General features: G+C 69.5%; 22 protein-coding genes. 15 read left to right on the top strand and 7 right to left on the bottom strand.

Annotation, left to right across the window (positions count from 1 at the left end):
- Window positions 1-12: 12 nt before the first annotated feature.
- Window positions 13-564 carry a hypothetical protein gene (locus ACFKCF_RS00885; RefSeq protein ID WP_394489553.1) on the bottom strand — a complete coding sequence of 184 codons (552 nt, stop codon included), beginning with the start codon at window positions 562-564 and terminating at the stop codon, window positions 13-15.
- Window positions 565-1216: 652 nt separating this feature from the next.
- Here ACFKCF_RS00885 and ACFKCF_RS00890 point away from each other — a divergent pair.
- Window positions 1217-1351, top strand: a complete 135-nt coding sequence (locus tag ACFKCF_RS00890) for a hypothetical protein (RefSeq protein ID WP_394489555.1) — start codon at window positions 1217-1219, stop codon at window positions 1349-1351.
- 61 nt (window positions 1352-1412) lie between these two features.
- Here the strand turns inward: ACFKCF_RS00890 and miaB are convergent, their stop codons facing one another.
- Complete coding sequence (gene miaB, locus ACFKCF_RS00895; RefSeq protein ID WP_394489557.1) at window positions 1413-2909, bottom strand: tRNA (N6-isopentenyl adenosine(37)-C2)-methylthiotransferase MiaB; 1497 nt, start codon at window positions 2907-2909, stop codon at window positions 1413-1415.
- Window positions 2910-3046: 137 nt separating this feature from the next.
- Between miaB and ACFKCF_RS00900 the strand changes: the two genes are divergently transcribed.
- The 11 genes from ACFKCF_RS00900 to ACFKCF_RS00950 all read left to right on the top strand — a co-directional run bounded on the left by ACFKCF_RS00900 (window position 3047) and on the right by ACFKCF_RS00950 (window position 15296).
- Complete coding sequence (locus ACFKCF_RS00900) at window positions 3047-3802, top strand: amino acid ABC transporter ATP-binding protein (protein ID WP_394490018.1); 756 nt, start codon at window positions 3047-3049, stop codon at window positions 3800-3802.
- Window positions 3803-3835: 33 nt separating this feature from the next.
- On the top strand, window positions 3836-4681 hold the full coding sequence (locus ACFKCF_RS00905) for a glutamate ABC transporter substrate-binding protein (RefSeq protein WP_394489559.1): 846 nt from the start codon (window positions 3836-3838) through the stop codon (window positions 4679-4681).
- A gap of 58 nt (window positions 4682-4739) precedes the next feature.
- Complete coding sequence (locus ACFKCF_RS00910) at window positions 4740-5408, top strand: amino acid ABC transporter permease (protein ID WP_394489561.1); 669 nt, start codon at window positions 4740-4742, stop codon at window positions 5406-5408.
- Window positions 5405-6322, top strand: coding sequence for an amino acid ABC transporter permease (locus ACFKCF_RS00915; RefSeq protein WP_394489563.1), 918 nt, complete (start codon window positions 5405-5407; stop codon window positions 6320-6322). Before ACFKCF_RS00910 ends, ACFKCF_RS00915 begins: the two co-directional genes overlap by 4 nt.
- Window positions 6323-6441: 119 nt before the next feature.
- Window positions 6442-7287 (top strand): glutamate ABC transporter substrate-binding protein, encoded by an 846-nt coding sequence (locus ACFKCF_RS00920; RefSeq protein ID WP_394489565.1) that lies wholly within the window; start codon window positions 6442-6444, stop codon window positions 7285-7287.
- 50 nt (window positions 7288-7337) lie between these two features.
- Window positions 7338-9146, top strand: a complete 1809-nt coding sequence (locus ACFKCF_RS00925) for a S9 family peptidase (protein ID WP_394489567.1) — start codon at window positions 7338-7340, stop codon at window positions 9144-9146.
- Between the two features lie 346 nt (window positions 9147-9492).
- Entirely contained in the window at window positions 9493-11169 is a 1677-nt protein-coding gene (locus ACFKCF_RS00930; protein WP_394489569.1) for an ABC transporter substrate-binding protein, read from the top strand.
- Window positions 11169-12275: an ABC transporter ATP-binding protein gene (locus ACFKCF_RS00935; protein ID WP_394489571.1), complete on the top strand. Its 1107-nt coding sequence runs from the start codon at window positions 11169-11171 to the stop codon at window positions 12273-12275. Before ACFKCF_RS00930 ends, ACFKCF_RS00935 begins: the two co-directional genes overlap by 1 nt.
- Window positions 12275-13384, top strand: a complete 1110-nt coding sequence (locus ACFKCF_RS00940) for an ABC transporter ATP-binding protein (RefSeq protein ID WP_394489573.1) — start codon at window positions 12275-12277, stop codon at window positions 13382-13384. Before ACFKCF_RS00935 ends, ACFKCF_RS00940 begins: the two co-directional genes overlap by 1 nt.
- Window positions 13381-14334, top strand: a complete 954-nt coding sequence (locus tag ACFKCF_RS00945; RefSeq protein ID WP_394489575.1) for an ABC transporter permease — start codon at window positions 13381-13383, stop codon at window positions 14332-14334. The genes ACFKCF_RS00940 and ACFKCF_RS00945 overlap by 4 nt, the downstream gene beginning before the upstream one ends.
- Window positions 14334-15296 carry an ABC transporter permease gene (locus tag ACFKCF_RS00950; RefSeq protein ID WP_394489577.1) on the top strand — a complete coding sequence of 321 codons (963 nt, stop codon included), beginning with the start codon at window positions 14334-14336 and terminating at the stop codon, window positions 15294-15296. The genes ACFKCF_RS00945 and ACFKCF_RS00950 overlap by 1 nt, the downstream gene beginning before the upstream one ends.
- A 496-nt stretch (window positions 15297-15792) precedes the next feature.
- Here ACFKCF_RS00950 and rny read toward each other — a convergent pair whose 3' ends face one another.
- Together rny and recX are read right to left on the bottom strand one after the other, a co-directional pair.
- A complete protein-coding gene (gene rny, locus ACFKCF_RS00955; protein WP_394489579.1) occupies window positions 15793-17409 on the bottom strand; it encodes a ribonuclease Y in 1617 nt (538 codons plus the stop codon).
- A gap of 760 nt (window positions 17410-18169) precedes the next feature.
- Complete coding sequence (gene recX, locus ACFKCF_RS00960; protein ID WP_394490020.1) at window positions 18170-19756, bottom strand: recombination regulator RecX; 1587 nt, start codon at window positions 19754-19756, stop codon at window positions 18170-18172.
- A gap of 153 nt (window positions 19757-19909) precedes the next feature.
- Here recX and ACFKCF_RS00965 point away from each other — a divergent pair, with 153 nt between their 5' ends.
- A complete protein-coding gene (locus ACFKCF_RS00965) occupies window positions 19910-20071 on the top strand; it encodes a hypothetical protein (RefSeq protein ID WP_394490035.1) in 162 nt (53 codons plus the stop codon).
- Between the two features lie 126 nt (window positions 20072-20197).
- Window positions 20198-20428 (top strand): hypothetical protein, encoded by a 231-nt coding sequence (locus ACFKCF_RS00970; protein WP_394490037.1) that lies wholly within the window; start codon window positions 20198-20200, stop codon window positions 20426-20428.
- Window positions 20429-20611: 183 nt separating this feature from the next.
- Here ACFKCF_RS00970 and recA read toward each other — a convergent pair whose 3' ends face one another.
- Window positions 20612-21703 carry a recombinase RecA gene (gene recA / locus ACFKCF_RS00975; RefSeq protein WP_394489581.1) on the bottom strand — a complete coding sequence of 364 codons (1092 nt, stop codon included), beginning with the start codon at window positions 21701-21703 and terminating at the stop codon, window positions 20612-20614.
- 996 nt (window positions 21704-22699) lie between these two features.
- Between recA and ACFKCF_RS00980 the strand changes: the two genes are divergently transcribed.
- The gene (locus ACFKCF_RS00980) at window positions 22700-22972 is read left to right on the top strand and encodes a hypothetical protein (RefSeq protein WP_394489583.1); all 273 of its coding nucleotides are present in this window, start codon (window positions 22700-22702) and stop codon (window positions 22970-22972) included.
- 11 nt (window positions 22973-22983) lie between these two features.
- Here ACFKCF_RS00980 and ACFKCF_RS00985 read toward each other — a convergent pair whose 3' ends face one another.
- Both ACFKCF_RS00985 and ACFKCF_RS00990 read right to left on the bottom strand, forming a co-directional pair.
- Window positions 22984-23178 (bottom strand): DUF3046 domain-containing protein, encoded by a 195-nt coding sequence (locus ACFKCF_RS00985; protein ID WP_185071854.1) that lies wholly within the window; start codon window positions 23176-23178, stop codon window positions 22984-22986.
- A gap of 252 nt (window positions 23179-23430) precedes the next feature.
- Window positions 23431-23919, bottom strand: coding sequence for a VOC family protein (locus ACFKCF_RS00990; protein WP_394489585.1), 489 nt, complete (start codon window positions 23917-23919; stop codon window positions 23431-23433).
- Window positions 23920-23999 lie beyond the last annotated feature (80 nt).

Consider the following 23999-nt stretch of genomic DNA (forward strand, 5'->3'; position numbering starts at 1 on the left):
GCCGAGGCCGGCTCAGCAGCCGCTCTTGGAGCACTGGCCGCTGAGCTCGCCCGCCGGGCCGTCGGCGGGGTTGTCGCCGTCCGCCGGCTGCGCCGGGCCGGTGGTGGCCGGCTTGGACGGGGACGTCGTGGCCGGCCGCTTGCCGCCCTTGGCGGAGTCGCTGCCCTTGCTGCCGGTGGGCTCGTCGCCCGCGCCCAGGTCGGGGGCGGCGTCGCCCATGCTGCCGTCGTCGGGGGCGTCGGCCGCCGGGTCTGCCTCGGGGGCGTCGGTGGTGACGTCGCCCATGGTGGCGTCGTCGTCGCCCCCGAGGTCTTCGTCGCCTCCGAGGTCCTCGGTGCCGGCGGTGCTCTGGGCGGGCGCGGGCCGGGCGCCGCCCGGCTGGGCGGTCCCGGCGGGGTTGGCGGCCAGCATGTAGCCGACGCCGCCCGCCGCGAGCACGGCGACGAGTGCCGAAGCGGCGATGGCGATGGTCTTCTTCGTGTTCTTCGGGGGTTTGTCCGCCAGGCGGGTGTCCCCGGGCCCGGACAGGATCTCGTGACGATCCGGCTCGATCGGATCTCGCATGGTGGTGCAGCTCCCTGCGGTCGTATCGGCGAAAGCTAACCGGCTTCCGCGGGTGATGGACCACACTAGCCGCAACGGATGAATGCTCGCACACCAATCACAAAGGAATCACGACATGTCCCCCCGTGGATCCGTTTACCCAGGTCGCCGTGCCCACCTCGCACCGGTCGCCGGAGTCGCCGGGGTGCTCGCGACCGCGATCGCGGGCATATTCCTGGCATTTACCAACTCCACCGAACGGCCGGCGCAAAGCCCACCGGAATTCGATCAGAAAAGCCCGCTTACCCCAAGATCGCATTCCTCTTACGCGACGCCGACGCCGTCTCAGTCAACTGGATCGTTCCAGGAAGCCGCCCTGGAGCCGCTCTCCTGGATCCAGGCCGTCCCCTCACCCGGGGCGTCGACGACCCCCGATCCCCTGGCGTCGCTGTATGCCGTACCGTCCCTCGACCCGGGCCCGCCGGCCTCGGTCCACGGCGACCCGCCGCTCCCCCCGGCGCCCGTCCCGGACCGGCTCGCCCCCACGACGCGGCCTCCCACCTCCGTGCCGTCACGGCCCGCGAGGTCAGCCCCACGGCGCTCGGCGCCGCCGCGGAACGAGGCGGCCGTACCTCCACCGGCGAGCTCACCGACTCCTCAGACGCCGCCCCAGGTGCGCTCCGCCCCGCAGCCGGACCGGCGCGCGGACCCGCCCCCGGTGATCTCGGGAGGCGCCGATCCCTGCGCCACGTTCCACGACTTCCGCCGCCAGCCCTGCTACGCCTACCTCAACCGCCTCACCCACTGACCGGCGCCGGGAGGGCGGCGCGTTCAGTGGGCCGAGCAGGCCGACGCTGAGAGGGCGGCGTTCAGTGGGCCGAGCAGGCTCCGGAAGGGGCCGCGGGGGCCGGGGCCGGGCGGCCGATGGTGGGCATGCCCAGCAGCACCCCCGGCGCCGGCTTCGCGCCGCCCTGGCGGGACTCCCAGGCGTCGCCGGCCCTCGTGCGCCGGACCGGCGCCACCGGACCGTCGGCCACCAGGTGGTGCGGGGCCGCGTACGTGACCTCGACCGTGACCATGTCACCGGGCCGCGGCGTCTCGGCGCCGACCGCGAAGTGGACCAGGCGGTTGTCGGCCGCGCGGCCCGACAGGCGGCGGGTGGCGTCGTCCTTGCGGCCCTCGCCCTCGGCGACCAGCACCTCCAGCGTGCGCCCCACCTGCTTCTTGTTCTCCTCCCAGGAGATCTCCTCCTGCAGGGCCACGAGCCGCTCGTAGCGCTCCTGCACGACCTCCTTGGGCACCTGGTCGGGCATGGTGGCCGCCGGGGTGCCGGGGCGGATGGAGTACTGGAAGGTGAAGGCGTTGGCGAAGCGGCTCTGGCGGACCACGTCGAGCGTGGCCTGGAAGTCCTCTTCCGTCTCCCCCGGGAAGCCGACGATGATGTCGGTCGAGATGGCCGCGTCGGGCATGGCCGCGCGCACCCGCTCGATGATGCCGAGGTAGCGCTCGGCCCGGTAGGAGCGGCGCATCGCGCGCAGGACCTGCGAGGAGCCCGACTGCAGGGGCATGTGGAGCTGGTGCATGACATTGGGCGTCTCGGCCATGGCGGCGATCACGTCGTCGGTGAAGGCCGCCGGGTGGGGAGAGGTGAAGCGCACGCGCTCCAGGCCGTCGATCGTGCCGCACGAGCGCAGGAGCTTGCCGAACGCCAGGCGATCGCCGAACTCGACGCCGTAGGTGTTGACGTTCTGGCCCAGCAGCGTGACCTCGAGGACACCCTGGTCGACCAGCGTCTGGACCTCGGCGAGGATGTCGCCGGGGCGGCGGTCCTTCTCCTTGCCGCGCAGCGACGGCACGATGCAGAAGGTGCACGTGTTGTTGCAGCCGACCGAGATGGACACCCACGCGGCGTAGGCGGACTCGCGCTTGGTGGGCAGCGTGGAGGGGAAGACCTCCAGCGACTCCTTCAGCTCGACCTGCGCCTCGCCCTCGATGCGGGCCCGCTCCAGCAGCACCGGCAGCGAGCCGATGTTGTGGGTGCCGAAGACCACGTCGACCCACGGCGCCCTGCGGACGATCTCGCCCTGGTCCTTCTGCGCCAGGCAGCCGCCCACCGCGATCTGCATGCGCGGGTTGCTCACCTTGGCGGGCCGGAGATGGCCGAGGTTGCCGTAGAGGCGGTTGTCGGCGTTTTCCCGCACGGCACACGTGTTGAAGACGACCACGTCGGCGGTTTCGCCCTCGGGGGCGGGCACGTAGCCGGCGTCCTCCAGCAGACCGGACAGCCGCTCGGAGTCGTGCACGTTCATCTGGCACCCGTATGTGCGCACTTGGTAGGTGCGGGCGCCCTCCTGGGTCACAGTCATGGCACGTTCAAGGGTAGTCGCTGTCAGGCTCCGGACAGTCCCGACTGGGCTAAAAGGCCAGCTTGGTGGCATGATGTGATCGGATCGGTACCGCTTGGTTAGTGACCAGCGCTCTGGAGCACTCTACGGTTTGTGCCATGACGGAGAACGGTAACGACGCTCCACTCGTACGGTTGGAGAACGTCAACAAACACTTTGGGGCGCTGCACGTCCTGAAGGACATAAACCTGACCGTCTCCCGCGGCGAGGTTCTGGTCGTTATCGGTCCCTCGGGCGGGGGCAAGTCCACGCTCTGCCGCACGATCAATCGTCTGGAGACGATCAGCGAGGGGCAGATCGTCTTTGACGGCCAGGTGCTCCCCCAGGAGGGCAAGGCGCTGGCGAAGCTGCGTTCCGAAGTCGGCATGGTCTTCCAGTCGTTCAACCTGTTCGCGCACAAGACCATCCGGGACAACGTCACGCTCGGCCCCCTCAAGGTGCGCGGCGTCTCCAAGGACGCGGCCAACAAGCGGGCGATGGAGTTGCTGGAGCGCGTGGGCATCGCGGCGCAGGCGGACAAGTATCCGGCCCAGCTCTCCGGCGGCCAGCAGCAGCGTGTGGCCATCGCCAGGGCGCTGGCCATGGAGCCGAAGATGATCCTGTTCGACGAGCCGACCTCCGCTCTGGACCCCGAGATGGTGCAGGAGGTGCTCGATGTCATGATCGGGCTGGCTCGCGACGGGATGACCATGATGGTCGTCACCCACGAGATGGGCTTCGCCCGGAGAGCCGCCAATAGGGTGGTTTTCATGGCCGACGGCCAGATCGTGGAGGAGAACACCCCCGACGAGTTCTTCACCAACGCGCAGACGGACCGGGCGCGTGACTTTCTTTCCAAGATCCTCACGCACTGATCATTGAGGCAGGTATACATGCACATGCGTCGAATGGGAGCAGTGCTCTCGATAGCGGCACTCGCCGCCGGTCTGGCCGCCTGCGGCGGTGGGGGCAAGACCTATGCGAACGTGGTGGACAAGGTCAAAGACGGCGGCACGATCGTCGTCGGCACCAAGTGGGACCAGCCGAGCCTGGGCCTGAAGGCGGCCAACGGGCCCGAGGGCTTCGACGTCGACGTGGCCAAGGCCGTGCTGAAGGAGATGAACGGCGGCAAGGACCCGCAGATCGAATGGAAGGAGTCGGCCTCGTCCAACCGCGAGCCGTTCCTCCAGAACGGCACGGTCGACATCATCTTCGCCACCTACTCCATCACCGAGGAGCGCAAGGGCAAGGTCACCTTCGGCGGCCCCTACGTCGTCGCCCACCAGGACGTGATGGTCCGCAAGGACGACACCGCGATCAACGCCCCGCAGGACCTCAAGGGCAAGAAGATCTGCAAGGCGTCCGGCTCCAACTCCTACAAGCGGATCACCGACCCGCCGCCGGACGGCAAGCTCGACATCGACGCCACCACCGTCGACGCGGCCAACTACTCCGAGTGCGTGCAGAAGCTGACCGGCAGCAACCTCGACGCCGTCACCACCGACGACCTGATCCTGGCGGGCTTCGCCAAGCAGGCCGGCGGCAACTTCAAGGTGCTCGGCCAGGGCTTCACGGACGAGAAGTACGGCGTCGGCCTGAAGAAGGGCGACACCAAGACGTGTGAGGCCGTCAACACCGCGGTGAAGAAGCTGTGGGACAACGGCACCATGAAGCAGCTGCTGGAGAAGTGGTTCGGCGGCATCCAGGGCCTGAAGTTGTCGGAGGCGGCACCGCCCGCCGAGGGCTGCAGCTGATCACGCCAGAGGCGGCGGCCGGTGAACCGGCCGCCGCTCCCCTATGCGGTGGAGCACGATGGAAGATCTGATTAGGTACGCGCCCGACCTCGCACTGGGGTTCCTGGAGAACATCAAGCTCTCCGTCGTGGCCGCGATCGCCTCGCTCATTCTCGGCACCGTTCTGGTGGCGATGAGAGTTTCCCCCACGCCGGTGCTGCGCGCGGCCGGCACGATCTACGTCAACATAGTGCGCAACACCCCCCTCACACTGGTCCTGGCCTTCTCCGCGCTCGGCCTCAGCGACCAGCTCGGGCTCGTCTTCTCCGACGTGCCCACCATCAACTCGTTCTGGATCGTCTCGATGGGCCTGTCGGCCTACACGGCGGCCTTCGTCTGCGAGGCGCTGCGTGCGGGCATCAACACGGTGCCGCTCGGTCAGGCCGAGGCGGCCAGGGCGATCGGGCTGACGTTCATGCAGTCGCTGCGGATGATCATTCTCCCGCAGGCGTTCCGCGCGGTCATCGCCCCGCTCGGCAGCGTGATGATCGCCATGGTCAAGAACACGACCGTCGCGGTCGCCGGTGGGGCCGCCTTCGAGTCCGCGAGCAAGATGAAGGAGGCCTTCGACCAGGTCGGCGCGTCGATCCCGATCTTCATCGGCGTCGCGGCCGCCTTCATGGCCGTGACGCTGCCCATCGGCTTCCTCACCGGCCGGCTGGCCAGGCGTCTGGCGGTGGCGCGATGAGCACCGCAGTCCTGTTCGACGCCCCCGGGCCGCGCGCCCGGGTACGCAACGGCCTCCTCACGGTGATCAGCGTCGTGGCCGTGGCCGCCGTCCTGTACGGCGTCTACCGCGGCTTCGACGCCAAGGGCCAGTGGGAAGGCAAGATCTGGCAGCCGTTCCTGCAGTGGGAGACGTGGGAAGTCTTCATCTTCCCCGGCCTGCTCGGCACGCTGCAGGCCGCCGCGGTGGCCGCGGTGCTCGCGCTGCTGTTCGGCGCGGTCTTCGGCCTGGCCAGGCTCTCCGACCATGCCTGGATCCGCGTCCCGGCGGGCGTGGTGGTCGAGGTCTTCAGGGCCATCCCGCTGCTGCTGCTGATCTTCTTCATCTTCTACCTCGCGCCGGCGATAGCGGGCGGTGGCGACTACACGTTCATCGCGGTCGTGGTCGGCCTGATGCTCTACAACGGCTCGGTGCTGGCCGAGGTGGTCAGGGCGGGCGTGCACGCGGTGCCGCGCGGCCAGTCGGAGGCGGCGTTCGCGGTGGGCATGCGCAAGAACCAGGTCATGCGCCTGGTGCTGCTGCCGCAGGCCGTCACAGCGATGATGCCGGCGATCGTCAGCCAGCTCGTGGTGCTGCTGAAGGACACCGCGCTCGGCTACATCATCGCCTACGTCGACCTGCTCAACACGGGCTTCAAGATCCTGCCGGCCCGGTTCTTCGGCTCGCTCATCCCGGCGGCGATCGTCATCGGGATCATCTACGTGGCGCTCAACATGGCGGTGAGCTACCTGGCCACGTGGCTGGAGCGGCGCAGCAGGCGCAGCCGTAAGACGGCCGCCGTCCCCGTCACGGCGCCCGGCTCGGCCGAGGTCAGCGTGGGTGCGGGTGAGGGCACCGAGGACGCCGGGCTGGGCCCCGACCGTTCCGTGGAGTGACCGAACGTACGGGCGCAATGGCGCCCGTACGTTCGCAAATCCCCAAGAAGACCCCATTTCTCCGTTGAAACCGCCCCAAGACCCGTCCGCAGGGTTTGTCCAGCCCCCAGACTGTCTCCATGCGTGGGGTGGCGCTCGCGGGGGCGACCGTGATGGCGTTGGTCGCCGCGTGCGGCGGTGCGGGCTCCTACACCACCGTCGTGGGCAAGATCAGGAACGCCGGCCAGGTCGTCGTCGGCACCAAGTGGGACCAGCCGAACCTGGGTCTGAAGACCGGGGACGGCCCACCCGAGGGCTTCGACGTCGACGTGGCCACGTACATCGTCGACTATCTCGCCCGCGGCCAGCACGTGGAGATCACCTGGCGGGAGTCACCCTCGTCCGCCCGTGAGGCGCTGCTCCAGAACGGCAGCGTTGACCTCATCGTCGCCACTTACAGCATCACCGCTTCGCGCCGGCCCAAGGTGACGTTCGGCGGGCCCTACATCGTCACCCCGCAGGACACGATGGTCCGCACGAGCGACACCAGCATCAAGAAGGTGACCGACCTGCGGGGCAAGCGCCTCTGCCTGGCGGAGGGCTCGAACTCCTACCGGCGGATCGTCGACCCTCCGCCCGACGGCAAGCTGAACCTCCCCATGCTGCTGGTGCCCGCGGCCAACTACTCCGACTGCGTGCGCAAGCTCGCCGACGGCCAGCTCGACGCGATCAGCACCCTGAACCTGATCCTGGCGGGGTTCGCCGCGCAGGAGCCGGACCGCTTCAGGCTGCTGCACGACCCCGTCAGCAGCGAGGAGTGGGGAGTCGGCATCAAGAAGGGCGACACCGCCACCTGCGAGGCCGTCAACCAGGCGATCGCCGCGATGTGGCACGACGGCACTGCCACGCGGCTGCTGCGCAAGTGGTTCGGCAGGACGGGGGTCAAGCTGCCGTCGTCCCTGCCGACGCCCGTAGGGTGCCCCTGAACTGTGGGGACCGCCCCACGCCGTTGCCGATCTTCCGGCAGGATGCGGGTATGCCTTTCTGGCCCTCCCCCATCTCGACCAGAGACGTGGCCGCCTCCGGCGTGCGCCCCGGCTGGCCCACGGCCCAGGACGGCCGGATCTGGTGGACCGAGGACCGTCCGGACGAGGGCGGGCGCACCACGATCGTGTGCCGCGACGCCGACGGCACCCAGCGTGACCTGCTGCGGGCCCCGTGGAGCGCGCGCACCAGGGTCCACGAGTACGGCGGCAGACCGTACGCCGTCACGCCCGGGGGCGAAGTGGTCTTCGCCAACCTCAAAGATCAGCGTCTGTACATTCTGGGCGATTCCGGCGAACCGAAACCCATCACGGACGAGGGATGCCGTTACGCGGATCCACTGGTGCGCGACGGCCAGGTCTGGTGCGTCCGCGAGCGCCACGCCGAGGAAGGCAAGGTCACCCGGGCGATCGTGTCGATCTCGCTGGACGGCGGCGAGATCCGCGAGTGGGCCACCGGCTGCGACTTCTACGCCTCTCCCGCCCTCTCCCCCGACGGCCGGCACCTGGCCTACGTCTGCTGGAACCACCCGCGCATGCCCTGGGACGGCACCGAGCTGCGCGTCTGCCGCCTGTCGGGCGGCGGCGCCTGGACGGTGAAGGGCGGGCCGGCCGAGTCCGTGCTGGCCCCGGCCTGGAAGGACGACTCCAGCCTCTACCTGGTCTCCGACTGCTCCGGCTGGTGGAACCTCTACGAGGTCGGCCTGCGCGGCGACGGTCTCCGGGCGATCCACGTCGCCGAGGAGGAGTTCACGCTGCCGCCGTGGCGGCTGGGCGGCCACCCGTACACCGTGCTCGGCGACGGCCGCCTCGCAGTCCTGCACGGCCGCGGCGACCTGCGGCTGGGCGTGCTGGACCCCGGCTCGGGCACGCTCGCCGACCTCGAGCTGCCCTACGACGGGTGGGACGCGGCGCTGGCCGCCGAGGGCACGTCCGTGGTCGGCATCGGGTACGCCCCCACGGTCCCCCGGTCGGTCGTCAGCGTGGACATCGCCTCCGGCACGGCCGGCGCGCTCAAGAGCGACCTGTCACGGCTACCCGACCAGGCCCTCCTGCCCGTACCCCGCGCGGTCGAGTCTCCGGTGCCCGCCTTCCTCTACCCCCCGTACGGCCCGGCGACCGAGGGCACGCCACCCTACGTGATCTTCGTGCACGGGGGGCCGACCGCGCACGCCGACACCGCGCTCGACCTGGAGAAGGCGTTCCTGACCTCGCGCGGCATCGGGGTGCTCGACGTCAACTACGGCGGCTCCACCGGCTACGGCAGGGCCTACCGCGAGCGCCTGAAGGGGCAGTGGGGGCTGGTGGACGTGGCCGACACGATCGCCGCCGCCCGATGGCTGGCCGCGGAGGGGCTGGCCGACCCCCGCAGGATCGCGGTACGCGGCGGCAGCGCGGGCGGGTGGACCGTGATGGCGGCCTGCTGCCGGTCCGACGTGTTCGCCGGCGGAGTGTCGTACTTCGGCGTCAGCGCGCTCGCGCCCCTCGCGGCGCACACCCACGACTTCGAGTCGCGCTACGTGGAGTGGCTGGTGGGGCCGGAGGACCCGCAGGTGTACGCCTCCCGGGAGCCGCTCGCCCTCGTGAACGGCGTGAGCTGCCCCATGCTGCTCCTGCAGGGGCTCGACGATCCCGTGGTGCCGCCCGAGCAGTCGACGGCGTTCGCGGACGCGCTGTCGGAGCGGGGCGTGCCGTGCACGTATCTGGCGTTCGAGGGCGAGTCGCACGGTTTCCGCCGCATGGAGACGCGGGTGACCGCGCTGGCCGCCGAATTGGCCTTCTACCAGCAGCTCTTCAGCTAATGTCGTAATTTTCTAACAGAATTCGTACCAAATCGATATTACTTGCGAGCTGCTAATCATCATCGGTTGCATAACCGGCTTTTCTCCCGCGCTCCCTCGCGCGTGACCATGCAAAGTGGGACGTGCTCCGCGGCCACGGCGCACGCCCCACACGGCCAGCCATGCACGCCCCGCATCTCGGCACGAGGGAGGCCAGATGGCCAGCATGCGCCATTTCAGCATTGCCGTGGCGGTCTTCGCAACTTTGTTCGCCACCGCCTGCCAGACAGACACCGGAGCCAGGAATTCGGCCCCGCCCACCTCCGCCGCCCCCGGCCAACCCGTTTCCGGAGGCACGCTCAGGCTCGTGGGCGGCGGGGACGTCGATCACCTCGACCCCACCAGCTCGTACTACACGGTCACCAACGGGATCCTGCGCACGTACACCCGTGGGCTCTTCGGGCTCAACGGGGTGGCGAAGGGATCCGACACCACCAAGGGCTTCACGCTCGTCCCCGACGTCGCCTCCGAGCTGCCCACGACCGGAAACGGCGGCCTGAGCGCCGACGGGCTCACGTACACGATCAAGCTCCGTGCCGGCGTGCAGTGGGACACGCAGCCGCCGCGCGAGGTGACGGCGGGCGACTTCGTCCGCGGCTTCAAGCGGATCTGCAACCCGGTGGCGGGCTCCGGCGCGCCCGGCTACTACACGAGCACGATCAAGGGCATGAAGGCGTACTGCGACGCGTACGCCAAGGCGTTCACCAAGGCCAAGCCCACCGCCGCGGCGCTGGCCGACTTCCAGAACTCGCACGAGATCGCGGGCGTCCAGGCCAAGGACGACAAGACGATCGTGTTCACGCTGACCCAGCCCGCCAGCGACTTCCTCAACATCCTGTCGCTGAACTTCTCCGTGGCCGCGCCCAAGGAGTACGACCAGTACGTGCCGGACGACGCCACGTTCCGCCAGCACACGATCTCCGACGGCCCGTACCGGATCACCCAGTACGTGGCCACCAAGTCGATCAGGCTGGAGCGCAACCCGGCCTGGAAGCAGGAGTCGGACCCGATCAGGCACCAGTACGTGGACGCCATCGAGGTCAAGATGGGCGTCAACGAGCCGGACGCGGTGCAGCAGCAGCTCGAGGCCGGCAGCGCCGACCTGTCGTGGGACCTGCCGGTGCCGACCGCGCAGATCCCGCGGCTGAAGAGCTCGGGCGATCCCAACTTCACGATCTTCCCGGGTGCGGTGAGCAACCCGTACATCGTCTTCAACCTGCAGAGCAAGAACGCCGGCGGCGCCATGGGCAAGCTCAAGGTCCGCCAGGCCATCGAGTATGCGGTCAGCAAGGTCGCCATCGCCAAGGTCTACGGCGGCTCCGACGTGGCCACGCCGCTGCACACCGCGATCCCGCCGGGCAACATCGGATACCAGGAGTACAACCCGTACCCGAGCCCGGGTGACGCGGGCGACCCGGCCAAGTGCAAGCAGCTGCTCACCGAGGCCGGCTACCCGAACGGGCTGACCCTCATCGGCGCCTTCCGCAACGCGGGCAACCACCCGGCCAACTTCCAGTCGTACTCGGCGGACCTGCAGAAGTGCGGCATCACGGTGAAGGGCCTGCCGGTCCGGCAGGGCGACTACTACGGCGCCTTCCTGCAGAACCCGTCCCTCGCCAAGGCCAGCAAGTGGGACATCTCGGCGCCCGGCTGGGTCCCCGACTGGTACGGCAACAACGGCCGCGCGGTCGTCCAGCCGCTGTTCGAGACCAACTGCAACCCCGGCACCAGCAACTACGGCTGCTACAGCAACCCCAAGGTCGACTCGCTGATCAAGCAGGCGCTGGCCGAGCAGGACCAGACGAAGGCGGCCGCACTGTGGCACCAGGTCGACACGACGGTGATGGGCGACGCGGTGATCGTGCCGCTCAACAACCAGAACACGCCGATCTACAAGAGCAAGCGGGTGCAGAACGCCCTGTACCTGCCGGCGTTCCAGCTCTTCGACTTCACCAACCTCTGGCTCGACCCCAACAACCCGTGATGAGCCTGCTCGAGGTGACGGACCTCCGCGTGGCCTTCCCCACGTCCGACGGCGTGGTGCAGGCCGTGCGGGGGCTGTCGTTCCGCATCGAACGCGGCCGCACGCTGGCGATCGTCGGCGAGTCCGGCAGCGGCAAGACGGTGAGCACCCAGGCCATCCTGGGGCTCACCCCCGGGGCCGACATTTCGGGCAGTGCCGTGTTCGACGGCGTCAACCTGCTCGAACTCGACGGCGAGCGGCTGCGCCACATCCGCGGCGCCGAGATCAGCGTGATCTTCCAGGACCCGCTGACCAGCCTGCACCCGCTCTACAAGGTCGGCTGGCAGATCGAGGAGCTGATCAGGGTGCACCGGCCGGACACCTCGCGCGCCGAGGCCAGGAGGCGGGCGGTCGAGCTGCTCGGCCTGGTCGGCATCCCCCAGCCGGATCGCCGGGTGGACGACTACCCGCACCAGTTCTCCGGCGGCATGCGGCAGCGGGCGATGATCGCGATGTCGCTCGCACTCAACCCGAAGCTGATCGTGGCCGACGAGCCGACCACGGCGCTCGACGCGACCGTGCAGGCGCAGATCCTGGAGCTCATCACGCGGGTGCAGGCGGAGTTCGGGATCGCGCTCATCCTCATCACGCACGACCTCGGCGTGGTGGCGGGCATGGCGGACGAGGTGCTGGTCATGTACGCCGGGCTCGCCGTGGAGCGGGCCGACCGGCGCACGCTCTACTACCGGCCGCACCACCCGTACACCAAGGGTCTGCTGGAGTCGATCCCGGGCAGCAGCGGGGACCGGGGCGGGCGCCTGCGGCCCATCCCCGGCTCGCCGCCGAGCCTGATCGCGCTGCCGTCCGGGTGCGCGTTCCACCCGCGCTGCCCGTACGCGATGCCTGTCTGCTCGGCCGAGCGGCCGCCCCTGGCCACGGTCACGGGCGCGGTCACGGGCGCGGTCACGGGCGCGGTCACGGGCGCGGTCACGGGCGCGGGCGCGGTCCCGAGCACCGGCACGGGCGCGGGCGCGGGCGGCCACGCCTCGGCCTGCTGGTTGCCCCACGAGGCGGTCGGTCTGGGCGCGGCGGCCGACGCTCTGCGGCTCAAGGCGAAGGAGTCGTGATGCTGCTCGAAGTCTCGAACCTGGTCAAGCACTATCCCATCACCACCGGCGCGCTGGTCAGGCATGTGGTCGGGCAGGTCAAGGCGGTCGACGGGGTCAGCTTCGCGCTCGCCCCCGGAGAGACGCTGGGCCTGGTCGGGGAGACCGGCTGCGGCAAGTCCACGCTCGCGCGCTGCATCGCGGGGCTGCACCCGGTCACCTCCGGCAGCGTGCGGTTCGACGGCGCCGACATCACGAACCTGCCCAGGAAGCGCATGCGGCCCTACCGCCGCGACATCCAGGTCATCTTCCAGGACCCGTACGGCTCGCTGAACCCGCGCCGGCGGGTCGGGTCGATCATCGCCGACCCGCTCGTGATCCACCGGGTCATGAGCGGCGACCGGCTCCGCCGGACCGTGCAGGAGCTGATGGAGCGGGTCGGGCTCAATCCGGAGCACTACAACCGGTTCCCCGCGGAGTTCTCCGGCGGGCAGCGGCAGCGGATCGGGGTGGCCAGGGCGCTCGCGCTGCGGCCCCGCCTGATCATCTGCGACGAGCCGGTGTCGGCGCTCGACGTGTCCATCCAGGCGCAGATCCTCAACCTGCTGAAGGACCTGCAGGCCGAGTTCGGGCTGACGTACCTGTTCATCGCCCACGACCTGTCCGTGGTGCGGCACATCAGCGACCGGATCGCGGTCATGTACCTGGGCAAGGTGGTCGAGGTGGGGGACGCGGAGCTGGTCTACGACCGGCCGCGGCACCCGTACACGAACGCTCTGCTGTCGGCGACGGCGGTGGCGGACCCGGACGAGGCGGAGCGGCGGCAGCGGATCGTGCTGACCGGTGACGTGCCCTCGCCGATCGACCCGCCGTCCGGGTGCCGGTTCCATCCGCGATGCCCGCGGGCCCAGGACGTCTGCTCGTCCGTGGAGCCCCAGCTTGAGGGGCCGCCCGAAAGGGCGGCGCATGATGGGGCGGCGGCGCTTGATCGGGCGGCTCTTGACGGGGCGGCTCTTCACGGGGCGGCGGCTCTTGACGAGGCGGCTCTTCATGGGGCGGCGGCTCTTGACGGGGCAGCGGCGCCTGAGAGGGCGGCTGCCTGCCATTTCCCGATCGAGGTGGTCGTATGACGCTGACCGAGATCAGACCCGGCGCCGTCGCCTCCCAGGGGATAGCCGGGCGCGGCCCCTGGCAGCTCGCCTGGCGCCGGATCAGGACCGACCGGGTCGCCATGGTGTCCGGCCTCGTCGTCATCCTGCTGTGCGCACTGGCGCTGGCCGCGCCGCTCATCGCCGCCTGGAACGGCCACGGCCCCGACGACCAGTTCCGCGACACCGGCATCACGGCGCAGGGCCTGCCCGTGCCGCCGAACGGGGAGTTCTGGTTCGGGACCGACCGGCTCGGACGCGACCTGTTCATCAGGGTCCTGTACGGGGCCCGGGTCTCGCTGCTCGTCGGCGTGGTCGCCACCGGCCTGGCGGCGCTGGTCGGGGTGGTCGTCGGCCTGCTGGCCGGATACTACGGCGGCGTCGTGGACACCGTGCTGTCGCGGCTCATGGACGTGGTGCTGTCGTTCCCGTACCTGATCTTCGCGATCGCGGTGGTGTCCATCGCCGGGCCCTCGCTGTCCGCCACGATCGGGGTGATCACGTTCTACTCGTGGGCGGCCATCGCCCGCGTGGTGCGCGGGCAGACGCTGTCGTTGAAGGAGCGCGAGTACGTCGAGGCGGCCCGGTCCATGGGGGCGGGCGACTTCCGCATCATGTTCGTGGACATCCTGCCGAACCTGCTCGCTCCCGTCATCGTGCTGACCACGCTGCTGGTGCCGGCGGCCATCGTGTTCGAGTCGACGCTGTCGTACCTGGGGCTGGGGATCGTCCCGCCCACCCCCTCGTGGGGGAACCTGCTGAGCGAGGCGCAGGGGTTCTACCGGGTGGCGTACTGGTACCTGGGGTTCCCGGCCGCCACGCTGCTGGTCACCACGCTCGCGTTCAACCTGGTGGGCGACGGGATCAGGGACGCCATCGATCCTCGGATGGAGCGCCTGTTCAGCCGTCGTCGTACCCGTAAGGGGGCGTGATGCTGCGCGCGTTCCTGCTGCGCCGGGCCCTGCTCGGCCTGCTCGTGCTCTGGTTGGTCACCCTCGGGACGTTCCTGCTGTTCTTCGTCGCGCCGAGCGATCCCGCCAGGACGCTGGCCGGGCGGCAGGCCACTCCCGAGCAGGTGGAGCTGATCCGCCACAACCTCGGCCTCGACCGGCCCATGCTCGTCCAGTATCTGGACTACCTGGGCAGGCTGCTCCACGGCGATCTCGGCCAGTCGTACTTCTCCGGCGAATCGGTCGGCAAGCTGCTGGCCGCCGACTTCCCGCCGACGTTCTCGCTGGTGCTGGGGGGCGCGGTGCTGTGGTTCACGCTCGGCGTCGGCGCGGGGGTGCTCAGCGCCACCCGGGTCCGCTCGCTGGTGGATCGCGGCCTGACGCTGCTGGCGCTGGCGGGGGTCTCCATGCCGACCTTCGTGGTGGGCCTGCTGCTGCTGTACTTCCTGTTCTTCCAGCTGACCATGGCGGGGGTGCCCATCCTGCCGCCCGACTCGTACGTGCCGTTCTCGCAGAACCCCGCCGAATGGGCCCGCCACCTGATCCTGCCGTGGATCACGCTGGCCACGGTCCAGGCGGCGTCGTACGCCCGGCTCACCCGCGGCTCCATGCTGGACGTGCTCGGTGAGGACTACATCCGCACGGCCCGGGCCAAGGGGGTGCCCGAGCGGCGCGTGATCTACCGGCACGGCCTGCGGGCCGCGCTCACGCCGGTGGTGACGCAGCTCGGGGTGGACGTGGGCACGCTCATCGGCGGGGTGGTGGTGACGGAGTCGGTCTTCGGGCTCGGCGGCGTGGGGCAGGCGGTGGTGCAGGCGTTCGTCAGCGGGGACCTGCCCGTGATCATGGGCGTGGTGACGCTGGCGACGACCGCGGTGGTGGTGGCGAACTTGCTGGTGGACGTGGCGTACGGGCTCCTCGACCCCCGCATCCGCCTGGCCTGACACTCGACCGGGTTACCGGACCCCGGCGGGCGTGCCCCGGCGCCTCAGCCTCCCTCAGGCACCACCACGCCCGCCGGCCCCCCACCACCGCTCACTCTCCCCCGACCACCACCACACCCGGCAGCCCAACATGAACGCTCGATCAGCACCTCACCCGCCCGCGCACAACGTCCACCGACCCTCCACAGACGCGATCGATCAACGCCCCACCCACCCCCGAGCACCACCACGCCCATCATCCCCCGCACACGCGATCGATCAGCGCCCCACCCACCCACCACCACAACCCGCAGCCCTACATGGACGCTCGATCAGCGCCCCACCCACCGCCGACCACCACCACACCCGGCAGCCCTACATGGACGCTCGATCAACGCTCCACCCTCCCCCGAGCACCGCCACGTCCACCGACCTCCCACGCACGCGGTCGATCGGCGCGAACCGAGCCTCTCGCCCTCCCCGCGGTGTACTGAACGGGCGGGCAGACCTGCGGGACCTACCTCGCGAACTCGGTCGCCCGGGACTCCCTCACCACGGTGATGCGGATCTGCCCGGGATAGGTCAGCTCCTCCTCCACCTGCTTGGCCACGTCACGGGCGATCACCTGAGCCTGGATGTCGTCGATCGCATCCGGCTTGACCATGACCCGGATCTCCCGCCCGGCCTGCATGGCGAAGACCTTCTCCACGCCCTCGTACGACTGCGCGATCTCCTCCAGCCGCTCCAGCCGCTTGACGTACGCCTCCAGGGACTCGCGGCGGGCGCCGGGACGGCTGCCGCTGATCGCGTCGGCGGCCTGCGTGAGAACCGCTTCGACGGTGCGCACCTCGACCTCGTTGTGGTGCGCCTCGATGGCGTGCACCACGTCCTCCTCCTCGCCGTACCTGCGGGCGATCTCCGCCCCGATCAGCGCGTGGCTGCCCTCGACCTCGTGCGTGAGCGCCTTGCCGATGTCGTGGAGGAGCGCGCAGCGCTTCATCAGCGGCTGGTTCATCCTCAGCTCGGCGGCCATGATCCCGGCGATGTGCGCGGACTCGATCAGGTGCTTGAGCACGTTCTGCCCGTACGACGTCCGATACCTGAGCTGTCCGAGAAGCAGCGTCAGCTCGGGATGCATGTCGGTGATCCCCAGCTCGACCAGGGCGTCCTCGCCGGCCCGCGCGCACAGATCCTGCACCTCCTGGCGGCTGCGATCGTGCGCCTCCTCGATGCGCTGGGGGTGGATACGCCCGTCCAGCACGAGCTTCTCCAGCGTCAGCCGGGCCGTCTCCCGGCGTACGGGATCGAAACACGACAGCAGCACGGCCTCAGGAGTGTCGTCGATGATGAGATTCACGCCGGTCGTGGACTCGAATGCCCGGATGTTCCGCCCTTCGCGCCCGATGATCCGGCCCTTCATCTCGTCTCCGGGCAGATGCAGCACGCTGACGACCGACTCTGCCGTCTGCTCCGCCGCCACCCGCTGCACGGCCAGCGTAACGATCTTGGTGGCCCGCTTCTCGCCCTCCTTGCGGGCGTCGCTCTCGATCTCCCGGACGATCAGCGCGGCCTCGCGCTTGGCCTGGTTCTCGATCTCCTTGACCAGCTCGGCCTTGGCCTGGTCGCCGGTCAGCCCGGAGACCCGTTCTAGGATGGCCCGCCGCTCATCCTCGACCTGGAGCAACTCCTCGCGGCGGTCGGCCAGCTCGACCTCGGTCTCGGCCAGCTTCCTGTCACGCTCGGACTGCCGCCTGGCCTCCTCGTCCAGCCGCTGCTCGCGTTCGGCCAGCCTGGACTCCCGGCGCTCGAGGTCGGCACGCAGCTCCTTGAGCTCGGACTTGAGTATCCGGCTCTCCTCCTCGACCTCCCGCCGCATCTGCGCGGCGCTCTCAGCCGCGGCCTCCGACCTGCGCAGAATCTCCTGGGCGTCGGTCTCGGCCTTGTGCCGGATCTCCCGCGCCTCCTCACGCGCCTGCTCAAGCTCCTCGTGCACGACTCGCTGCTGCTCGGGACTGGCCTTGGACACGCGTGGCAGACTGCCCGAAGTGCGCCGTATGACGACGAGAAGCGCGACGATCATCCCGAACGCGAGCACGAGAACCGCCACCATCAGCACCACGACAAGCGGCCCCATGTGCGCCCCGCCCTCCTCGCGTCGTCAACACCTCATAACGCGGCCACAAACGGGAGGGGTCACAAGCGCGCCACGAATAGCCCGGTCGGCGTCTGGATCGATATACAGCCAAGGCTGACCGGGCGTCGACTAGCAAAGCCGACACCTCGCCTACCTAGATCAACCAGCCTCGTTCGTCCGTCGTTCACCGGTATGGCAATCCGCGCTGCGCGGAGTAACTCCTCACTGCCGTCGAGGTTATGCGTCGAACAGGTCACGAGCAAGCAAACGCGTCATCAAGCGTGTCTTACGGGCCTGCATCTCCACAGAGAGCCACGGGCAAGGTAGGGGGCGCGGATGGACAAGGAAGCATCTGCGAGTGCAAGAGCACCCGCACCCGCACATGCACCCGTAATCCCTCTCGCACTCGCAGATGCAGCCGCAAAAGCACATGCACCACAACAATCGTCCAGAACCAGTCACCCCCACGATCCGCAAAACCCGAACGACCCCAGCACCCGGAGCACCCCAAAACCGGAGAACCGCAGAACCGCAGAACCGGAGAACCGCGGCCGAGCAAGCTGCAGACCGCAGGTAGCCGCAGACCGCGGCCAACCGTCAGTCCGCCAGCAGTTGCCGGACCGCGGGCAACCGTCGTGCAGCCGAGCTGGATAACGGAGGAGCCCCCGATCAGGGGAACCCGTGGAAGCACGAGAAGATCTTTGGAGCCGAAAACGCCGGGGATCGCAGAAGCGCGAGGAAAGCCGTGGAGCAGGAGATGTTACGAGAAGTCCTCATCCATCTCGATCCCCTCCTGCTCAAGCGCCTCGCGAATGACGCGGTAAGCCAGCCCCGAGGAGTACCCCTTGCGCGCCAGCATGCCCGCCAGCCGCCGCGTGCGGGTCTGCGGGTCGAGCGACCGGGTGGAGGCGAGCTTGCGCTCCACCAGCCGCCGGGCCGTCTCGGCCTCCTGGTCGGAGTCCAGCCGCTCGACTGCCTCCTTGACCGTGTCGGTGTCCACACCGCGATGACGTAGCTCGGCGGCCAGGGCACGCTTGGCCAGCCCTCGGCCGTGGTGCCGGGAGTCGACCCAAGCCGCGGCGAACGCCTCGTCGTTGATCAGCCCCAGCTCGGAGAAACGGCTGAGGACCGCTTCGGCGGCTTCGTCGGGCACGTTGCGTTTCCGGAGCGCCTCAGCGAGCTGGGCCCGCGTCTTGGGCGCCATGGTGAGCAGACGAAGACAAATAGCCCGCGCCACCGACTCCGGATCGGCGTCTTGCCCACCTCCGCCGAAGCCCTCACCACCGAGCCCAGACCGGCGAGACCTCCCGCCTCTCCGCCCGGATCCACCGGATCTTTCACCCCTCCGCCCAACTCCGTCAAAGCCTCCGCGACCCCACCCAGCTCCGCCAGAGGCCCCATCGCCCTGCCCGCCATCACCCTGGCCTCCGCCAAAGCCACCACCATCGCCCCGGCCTGCACCAAAGCCGCCGCCATCACGTCTGTCTCGAGCGAAGCCGCCGTCATCGCGCTTGGACTCAGCAATCCCCTCGCGGTCCGGCCAAGCCCCGGCAAACCCGTCGCCACCACGCTCGGCTCCAGCAATCCCCTCGCGGTCCGGCCAAGCCCCGGCAAACCCGTCACCGCCACGCTCGGCCCCGGCGAAGCCTCTGCCACGCCGCCTGGATCTGCCAGAACGCCCGCCGCCACGCCCCGTCCCGGCAAAGCCCCTGTCATTGCGCCCAGCCCCGCTGGGCCTCTCCTCATCAGGCCAGGCCCCGGCAAACCCGTCACCGCCTCGCGCGCTTCCGGAAAGCCCGCCACCACCTCGTGCGCTTCCGGCGAAGCCGCCACCCTCCTGCGCGGAGCCGACAGAGTCGTCACCATCCTGCGCAGACCCGACGGCGTTGTCAGCATCCTGTGCGGAGCCGGCCGAGTCGTCACCGTCATGCGCCACCCCGGCGAAACCTCCGTCGCCCCGCCTCGATCCAGCGGAATCGCCGCCGTCCTGCGATCCTCCGGCGCCGCCTTCGCCATCACGCTTGCATCCGGCGACGTCAGCCTCATCGCGTATCCCCCCGGCGAGGCTCTCGTCGTCCGACCTAGACCCGCCGAAACCGCCGTCATCGTGTGCCGCCCCGGCGAAGTCGCGACCGTGCTGGGCTGCTTCGGCGGAGGGCCCGCTGTCTTGGCGGGTTTCGGTAGGGCCTTCGGCATCCGGCTCCTCGGGTGGTCGGCCGCGCCCGCGGGCATTTCGCCCAGCCCGCCCGTTGGAGCGGGCGGATCGCCGCCCGCTGCCCGATCGTTTGCTACCGGTCTCGCCGTCGTCCGGCTGTTCGGCCGAGAACCAGCTGCTTCCCGCGAGCACCTCGGAGTGCCACCCGCCGTCGTCCCGGTCGGCAGGCGCGGCAGGTGGGGTCTCGTCGGTGGAATGCGAGCCCCTGGTGGCGGCCCGTCCCCCGCCCGAGTCCCCCCGGTCGGCACCGGCAGGACCAGCGCCAGCGGAGCTACCGTCGCCAGGGTGCCCGGCAGCCTCAGAGTCTGGGCCCGCCTCAGCGTCGGTGCGCGAACCGTGCTGAGCGTGCGCGACGGCCTGCTCCTCGGGAGCGATCCGGGTTTCGTGCTGATCATTCGCGCCGATTTGGGTGTCGGCGGTGGTGTGGGATTCGAGCTGGTCGTCTGATCGGGCTTGGGCCTCGGCGGTGGTGCGAGGTCTGTCCTGATCGTCGGTGTCGTCCCCGAAGAAGGGGTGTCTGCCGGTGCGTTCCCGGTAAAGGGGGGTTGTGGCCTCCTGGAGATCGGTGGTCACATGATCGTCGGTGCGGACATCGTTCTGTCCGCCCATGGCGGCACGTACATCAGCCGAATCGCCCACGGCGACATGCACAGCGCTCTGCCTGTCTGTGGCGACGCGCTCGTCCTGCTGCTCGGCTGTGGTGGTGCGCTCGTCGTGCTGTTCCCCTGTGGCGGTGGGGTTGTCGTGCTGCTCGGCTGTGGCGGTGGGGTTGTCGGGGTGTTCTTCCTGGTCTGCCTCGGCTGAGGCGCGCTGGCGGGTGCGGTGTTCGCGCCACTCGTCGACCGATGGCCAGCCGTCCGCGGCCGAGCGGGCCAGGTCGCGGCCCCGGGAGGGGGAAGGGACGGGCCGGGCGCCCCCGGATTGGGGCGCCTGTGGCCGGTTCGGGTCACTCATGGGAGGGGGCACGGTCGCTCATGGGGTGGACGATCAGACGTCACCCGGCTTCGGGGTGGACTTCGAGCCACGGCCGGAAGGAGCGGGGGCCGGAGCAGGGGCCGCGGCGGCTTCGGCCGGAGCGTCGAGGCGAGGGCCCACGCCCAGCTTGTCCTTGATCTTCTTTTCGATCTCGTTGGCCATGTCGGGGTGGTTCTTCAGGAAGTTGCGGGCGTTCTCCTTGCCCTGGCCGAGCTGGTCGCCCTCGTACGTGTACCAGGCGCCGGACTTGCGGACGAAGCCGTGCTCCACACCCATGTCGATGAGGCCGCCCTCGCGGGAGATGCCCACACCGTAGAGGATGTCGAAGTCGGCCACGCGGAAGGGCGGGGCCATCTTGTTCTTCACGACCTTGACCCTGGTGCGGTTGCCGACCGCCTCCGTGCCGTCCTTGAGGGTCTCGATGCGGCGGATGTCCATCCGGACCGAGGCGTAGAACTTGAGCGCCTTACCACCGGTCGTGGTCTCGGGGCTGCCGAACATGACGCCGATCTTCTCGCGGAGCTGGTTGATGAAGATGGCGGTGGTGCCCGTGCTGTTGAGCGCGCCGGCGACCTTGCGCAGGGCCTGGGACATGAGGCGGGCCTGGAGGCCGACGTGGCTGTCGCCCATCTCGCCCTCGATCTCGGCCTTGGGCACCAGCGCGGCCACCGAGTCGATGACGATGATGTCGACGGCGCCGGACCTGATCAGCATGTCGGCGATCTCCAGCGCCTGCTCACCGGTGTCGGGCTGGGAGACCAGCAGGGCGTCGGTGTCGACCCCCAGCTTCTTGGCGTATTCGGGGTCGAGGGCGTGCTCGGCGTCGATGAACGCCGCGATGCCGCCGGCGCGCTGGGCGTTGGCCACCGCGTGCAGGGCGATCGTGGTCTTACCGGAGGACTCGGGGCCGTAGATCTCGACGATGCGGCCACGCGGCAGGCCGCCGATGCCGAGGGCCACGTCAAGGGAGATCGACCCGGTAGGGATCACCTCGATGGGAGCTCGGGCGTCATCGCCCAGACGCATGACGGAGCCCTTGCCGAACTGTCGCTCGATCTGAGCGAGGGCGGTCTCGAGGGCCTTCTCGCGGTCGTTGATTGCCATGGGAACTCCCCCTGGAGGGTCGTGGTCCGATCAGTCGAGTGAAAGCTACGGCCTGCCACCGACATTTTTCATGCGGCTGCCGGGGAAGGCGTGGCTCGGGCGAAATCCATCGTAGCCGAACGGCTGTTCGATCACAGCAGGAACACGCAGGTCGCCGTCAATCACCCGCCGGAGGAGGGGCGAGGAGCTCGGATGCCGTCCTGGTCGAGGCGTCGGTGAACGGCGCCCCGCCCGCGCTGTTCGCCTCGACACGTCCGCGCTGTTCTCCTCGGCACAGGCGCACTGTTCGCCCCGGCAGGTCCGCGCTGTTCGCCCTTGACCAAGGAGTACGCCGACCGCATGCGCCTTCCCATGTAGGGCTGCACGACCGGCAGGACCGTCAACGGAGGCCACAAGGCGTACCAGGGACGCGTGGACCGCCTCGCCATGGGCGACCCCCACCTCGGAAGCGTCCACACCGGTCCGGACACGATCCGGCGCATGGCGCCCGGCGGGAGGGTCACCCATGGAGCGGGCTTCCTGTCCACGATCGATCACCCCGGACGAGAGGTGCGCAGGAACGGCCGGGCTCAGCGCGCCGATGTGGTGCGTGGGCGACCACTTCCTGCTGTCCCACGGCACCGTGAACGGCCTGGGCCGGACGGTGTTCCTCGTCGACGCCGGTATCTGCTGCACCCCCCGCCACCTTCGAGGCCGCCGGGATCCCGATCCCTCCGGGCGACGCCCCCAAGCCGGTGACCATGACGAAAAGATGCTCGGCACCGCCGCCGGGTGCCCGGGTTGTCCGGCGCGTTCCCCGCGTGGTTCGAGCACGGTTTCGGCTTCCGTGTCGGGGGCCTGTCCACGCACGAGTTCTTCAAGCCGTATGCGCTCACGTTCGATCTCGGACGCGTGCGCAGCCTCGCGAACAGGCCCCGCCGATGTTGGCCTCCAATGTGTTCCCTGGGCGGTGAGCTGGGGAGACTCACTTCAGGGGCCGAAGGTTGGAGGCGGCGAGTGTCGAGCGGCTACACCAGGGAACGGCGCACCCATCTGGAGGCACTCGCCGAGGTGCTCCCCCATCATGGCCTGGTCAGTCGCATGGTAGGCAACGACGATCCGGTGCTGTGGGTCTGGCACCCGCGTACGGGCCGTCAGACGATCATTTTCGCCACCCCGTCACACCGTGGATGGACGTTCCTGTGGTCGCCCGGAGGGCAGGGCAGTGTGGAGGAGCTGGAGCTCACGGCCGCCGCGTTGCGGCAGGCCCTGGACCTGTCGCAGCCCTGAAGCCGCCGCGGCTAGCGGAGCTTGGGTGAGACGTCCTCCACCTGGCAGACCGCGCGCCAGACGGTCTTGGCGCTCTCCCCGTCGGCCAGCGCCTGCATGACGGTGCGCCCGCCCAGCGGCGCGAGCACGTAGTCGCGGGCCCACGACTCGGCGTAGGTGTCGCCGAAGTGAGCGTTCATCCGTCTCCAGAACTCCGTCAGGCGCATGGGTTCAAGTATGGAATCGCCCGGGGTGTGGGTAGGACATCCGCATGCCAAAGACCCACAAGTCTTCGCCACCGAAGACAGCCGAGACCAAGGCCCACAGGGCCAGACGCCGCCGATTACTGCACACGCTGCGCCTCGCCGTACAGAAGGAGAGGTCTGAGCGATCAGAAAGGCACACGGGCATCAGGCAGCAGCCCCGTGCGGGCAAGCCGCGTACGCGCAGGGCGTCGCGGCGCTAGGGCGGATCCGCGGTCACAGCACACGCGAGCCGTACATCTCACCGAGATGGTCGGCGAGCAGCTCCAGCCGGGCGCCATCGGGGTCCTTGAAGTAAATGGAGGCGCCGCTCTCTATCTGGTGCGGCACGCCGGCCATCTCCAGCTTTCCGCGCAGCCGCTCCCACGTGGCGGGGTCGACGGAGATCGCGACGTGGTGCAGCCCTCCCAGCACCTCCTGGTACGGCCCGAGGTCGAGGCCGGGGAAGTCGAAGAACGCGAGCAGGTTGCCGTTGCCGATGTCGAAGAAGAAGTGGTTGGAGCCCTTGTAGTCGCGGTTCTCGATGATCTCCGTGAGCGGGAACTCCAGGAGTTCCTGGTAGAACTTGATGGTGCGTTCCACGTCCGACGAGAGCAGGGCCATGTGGTGCAGGCCCCGGGCGCTGCTCGATGGCCGGTGCGCTAAGACGTAGCGCCGCCTCATCTCCGCTCGGCGGGTTTCGATGGCCGCATAGTCAATGGTCACGGTCGCTGTATGTCCGCCAGGGCCCCCGCTCAACCGCCCGCCGGGGAGCCAAATGCGTTTTCTGTCGGTGGCGCGAGGCA

Origin of the sequence: Nonomuraea sp. JJY05 (genome assembly GCF_043496855.1) — a bacterium.
In the GTDB taxonomy this organism is placed as follows: domain Bacteria; phylum Actinomycetota; class Actinomycetes; order Streptosporangiales; family Streptosporangiaceae; genus Nonomuraea.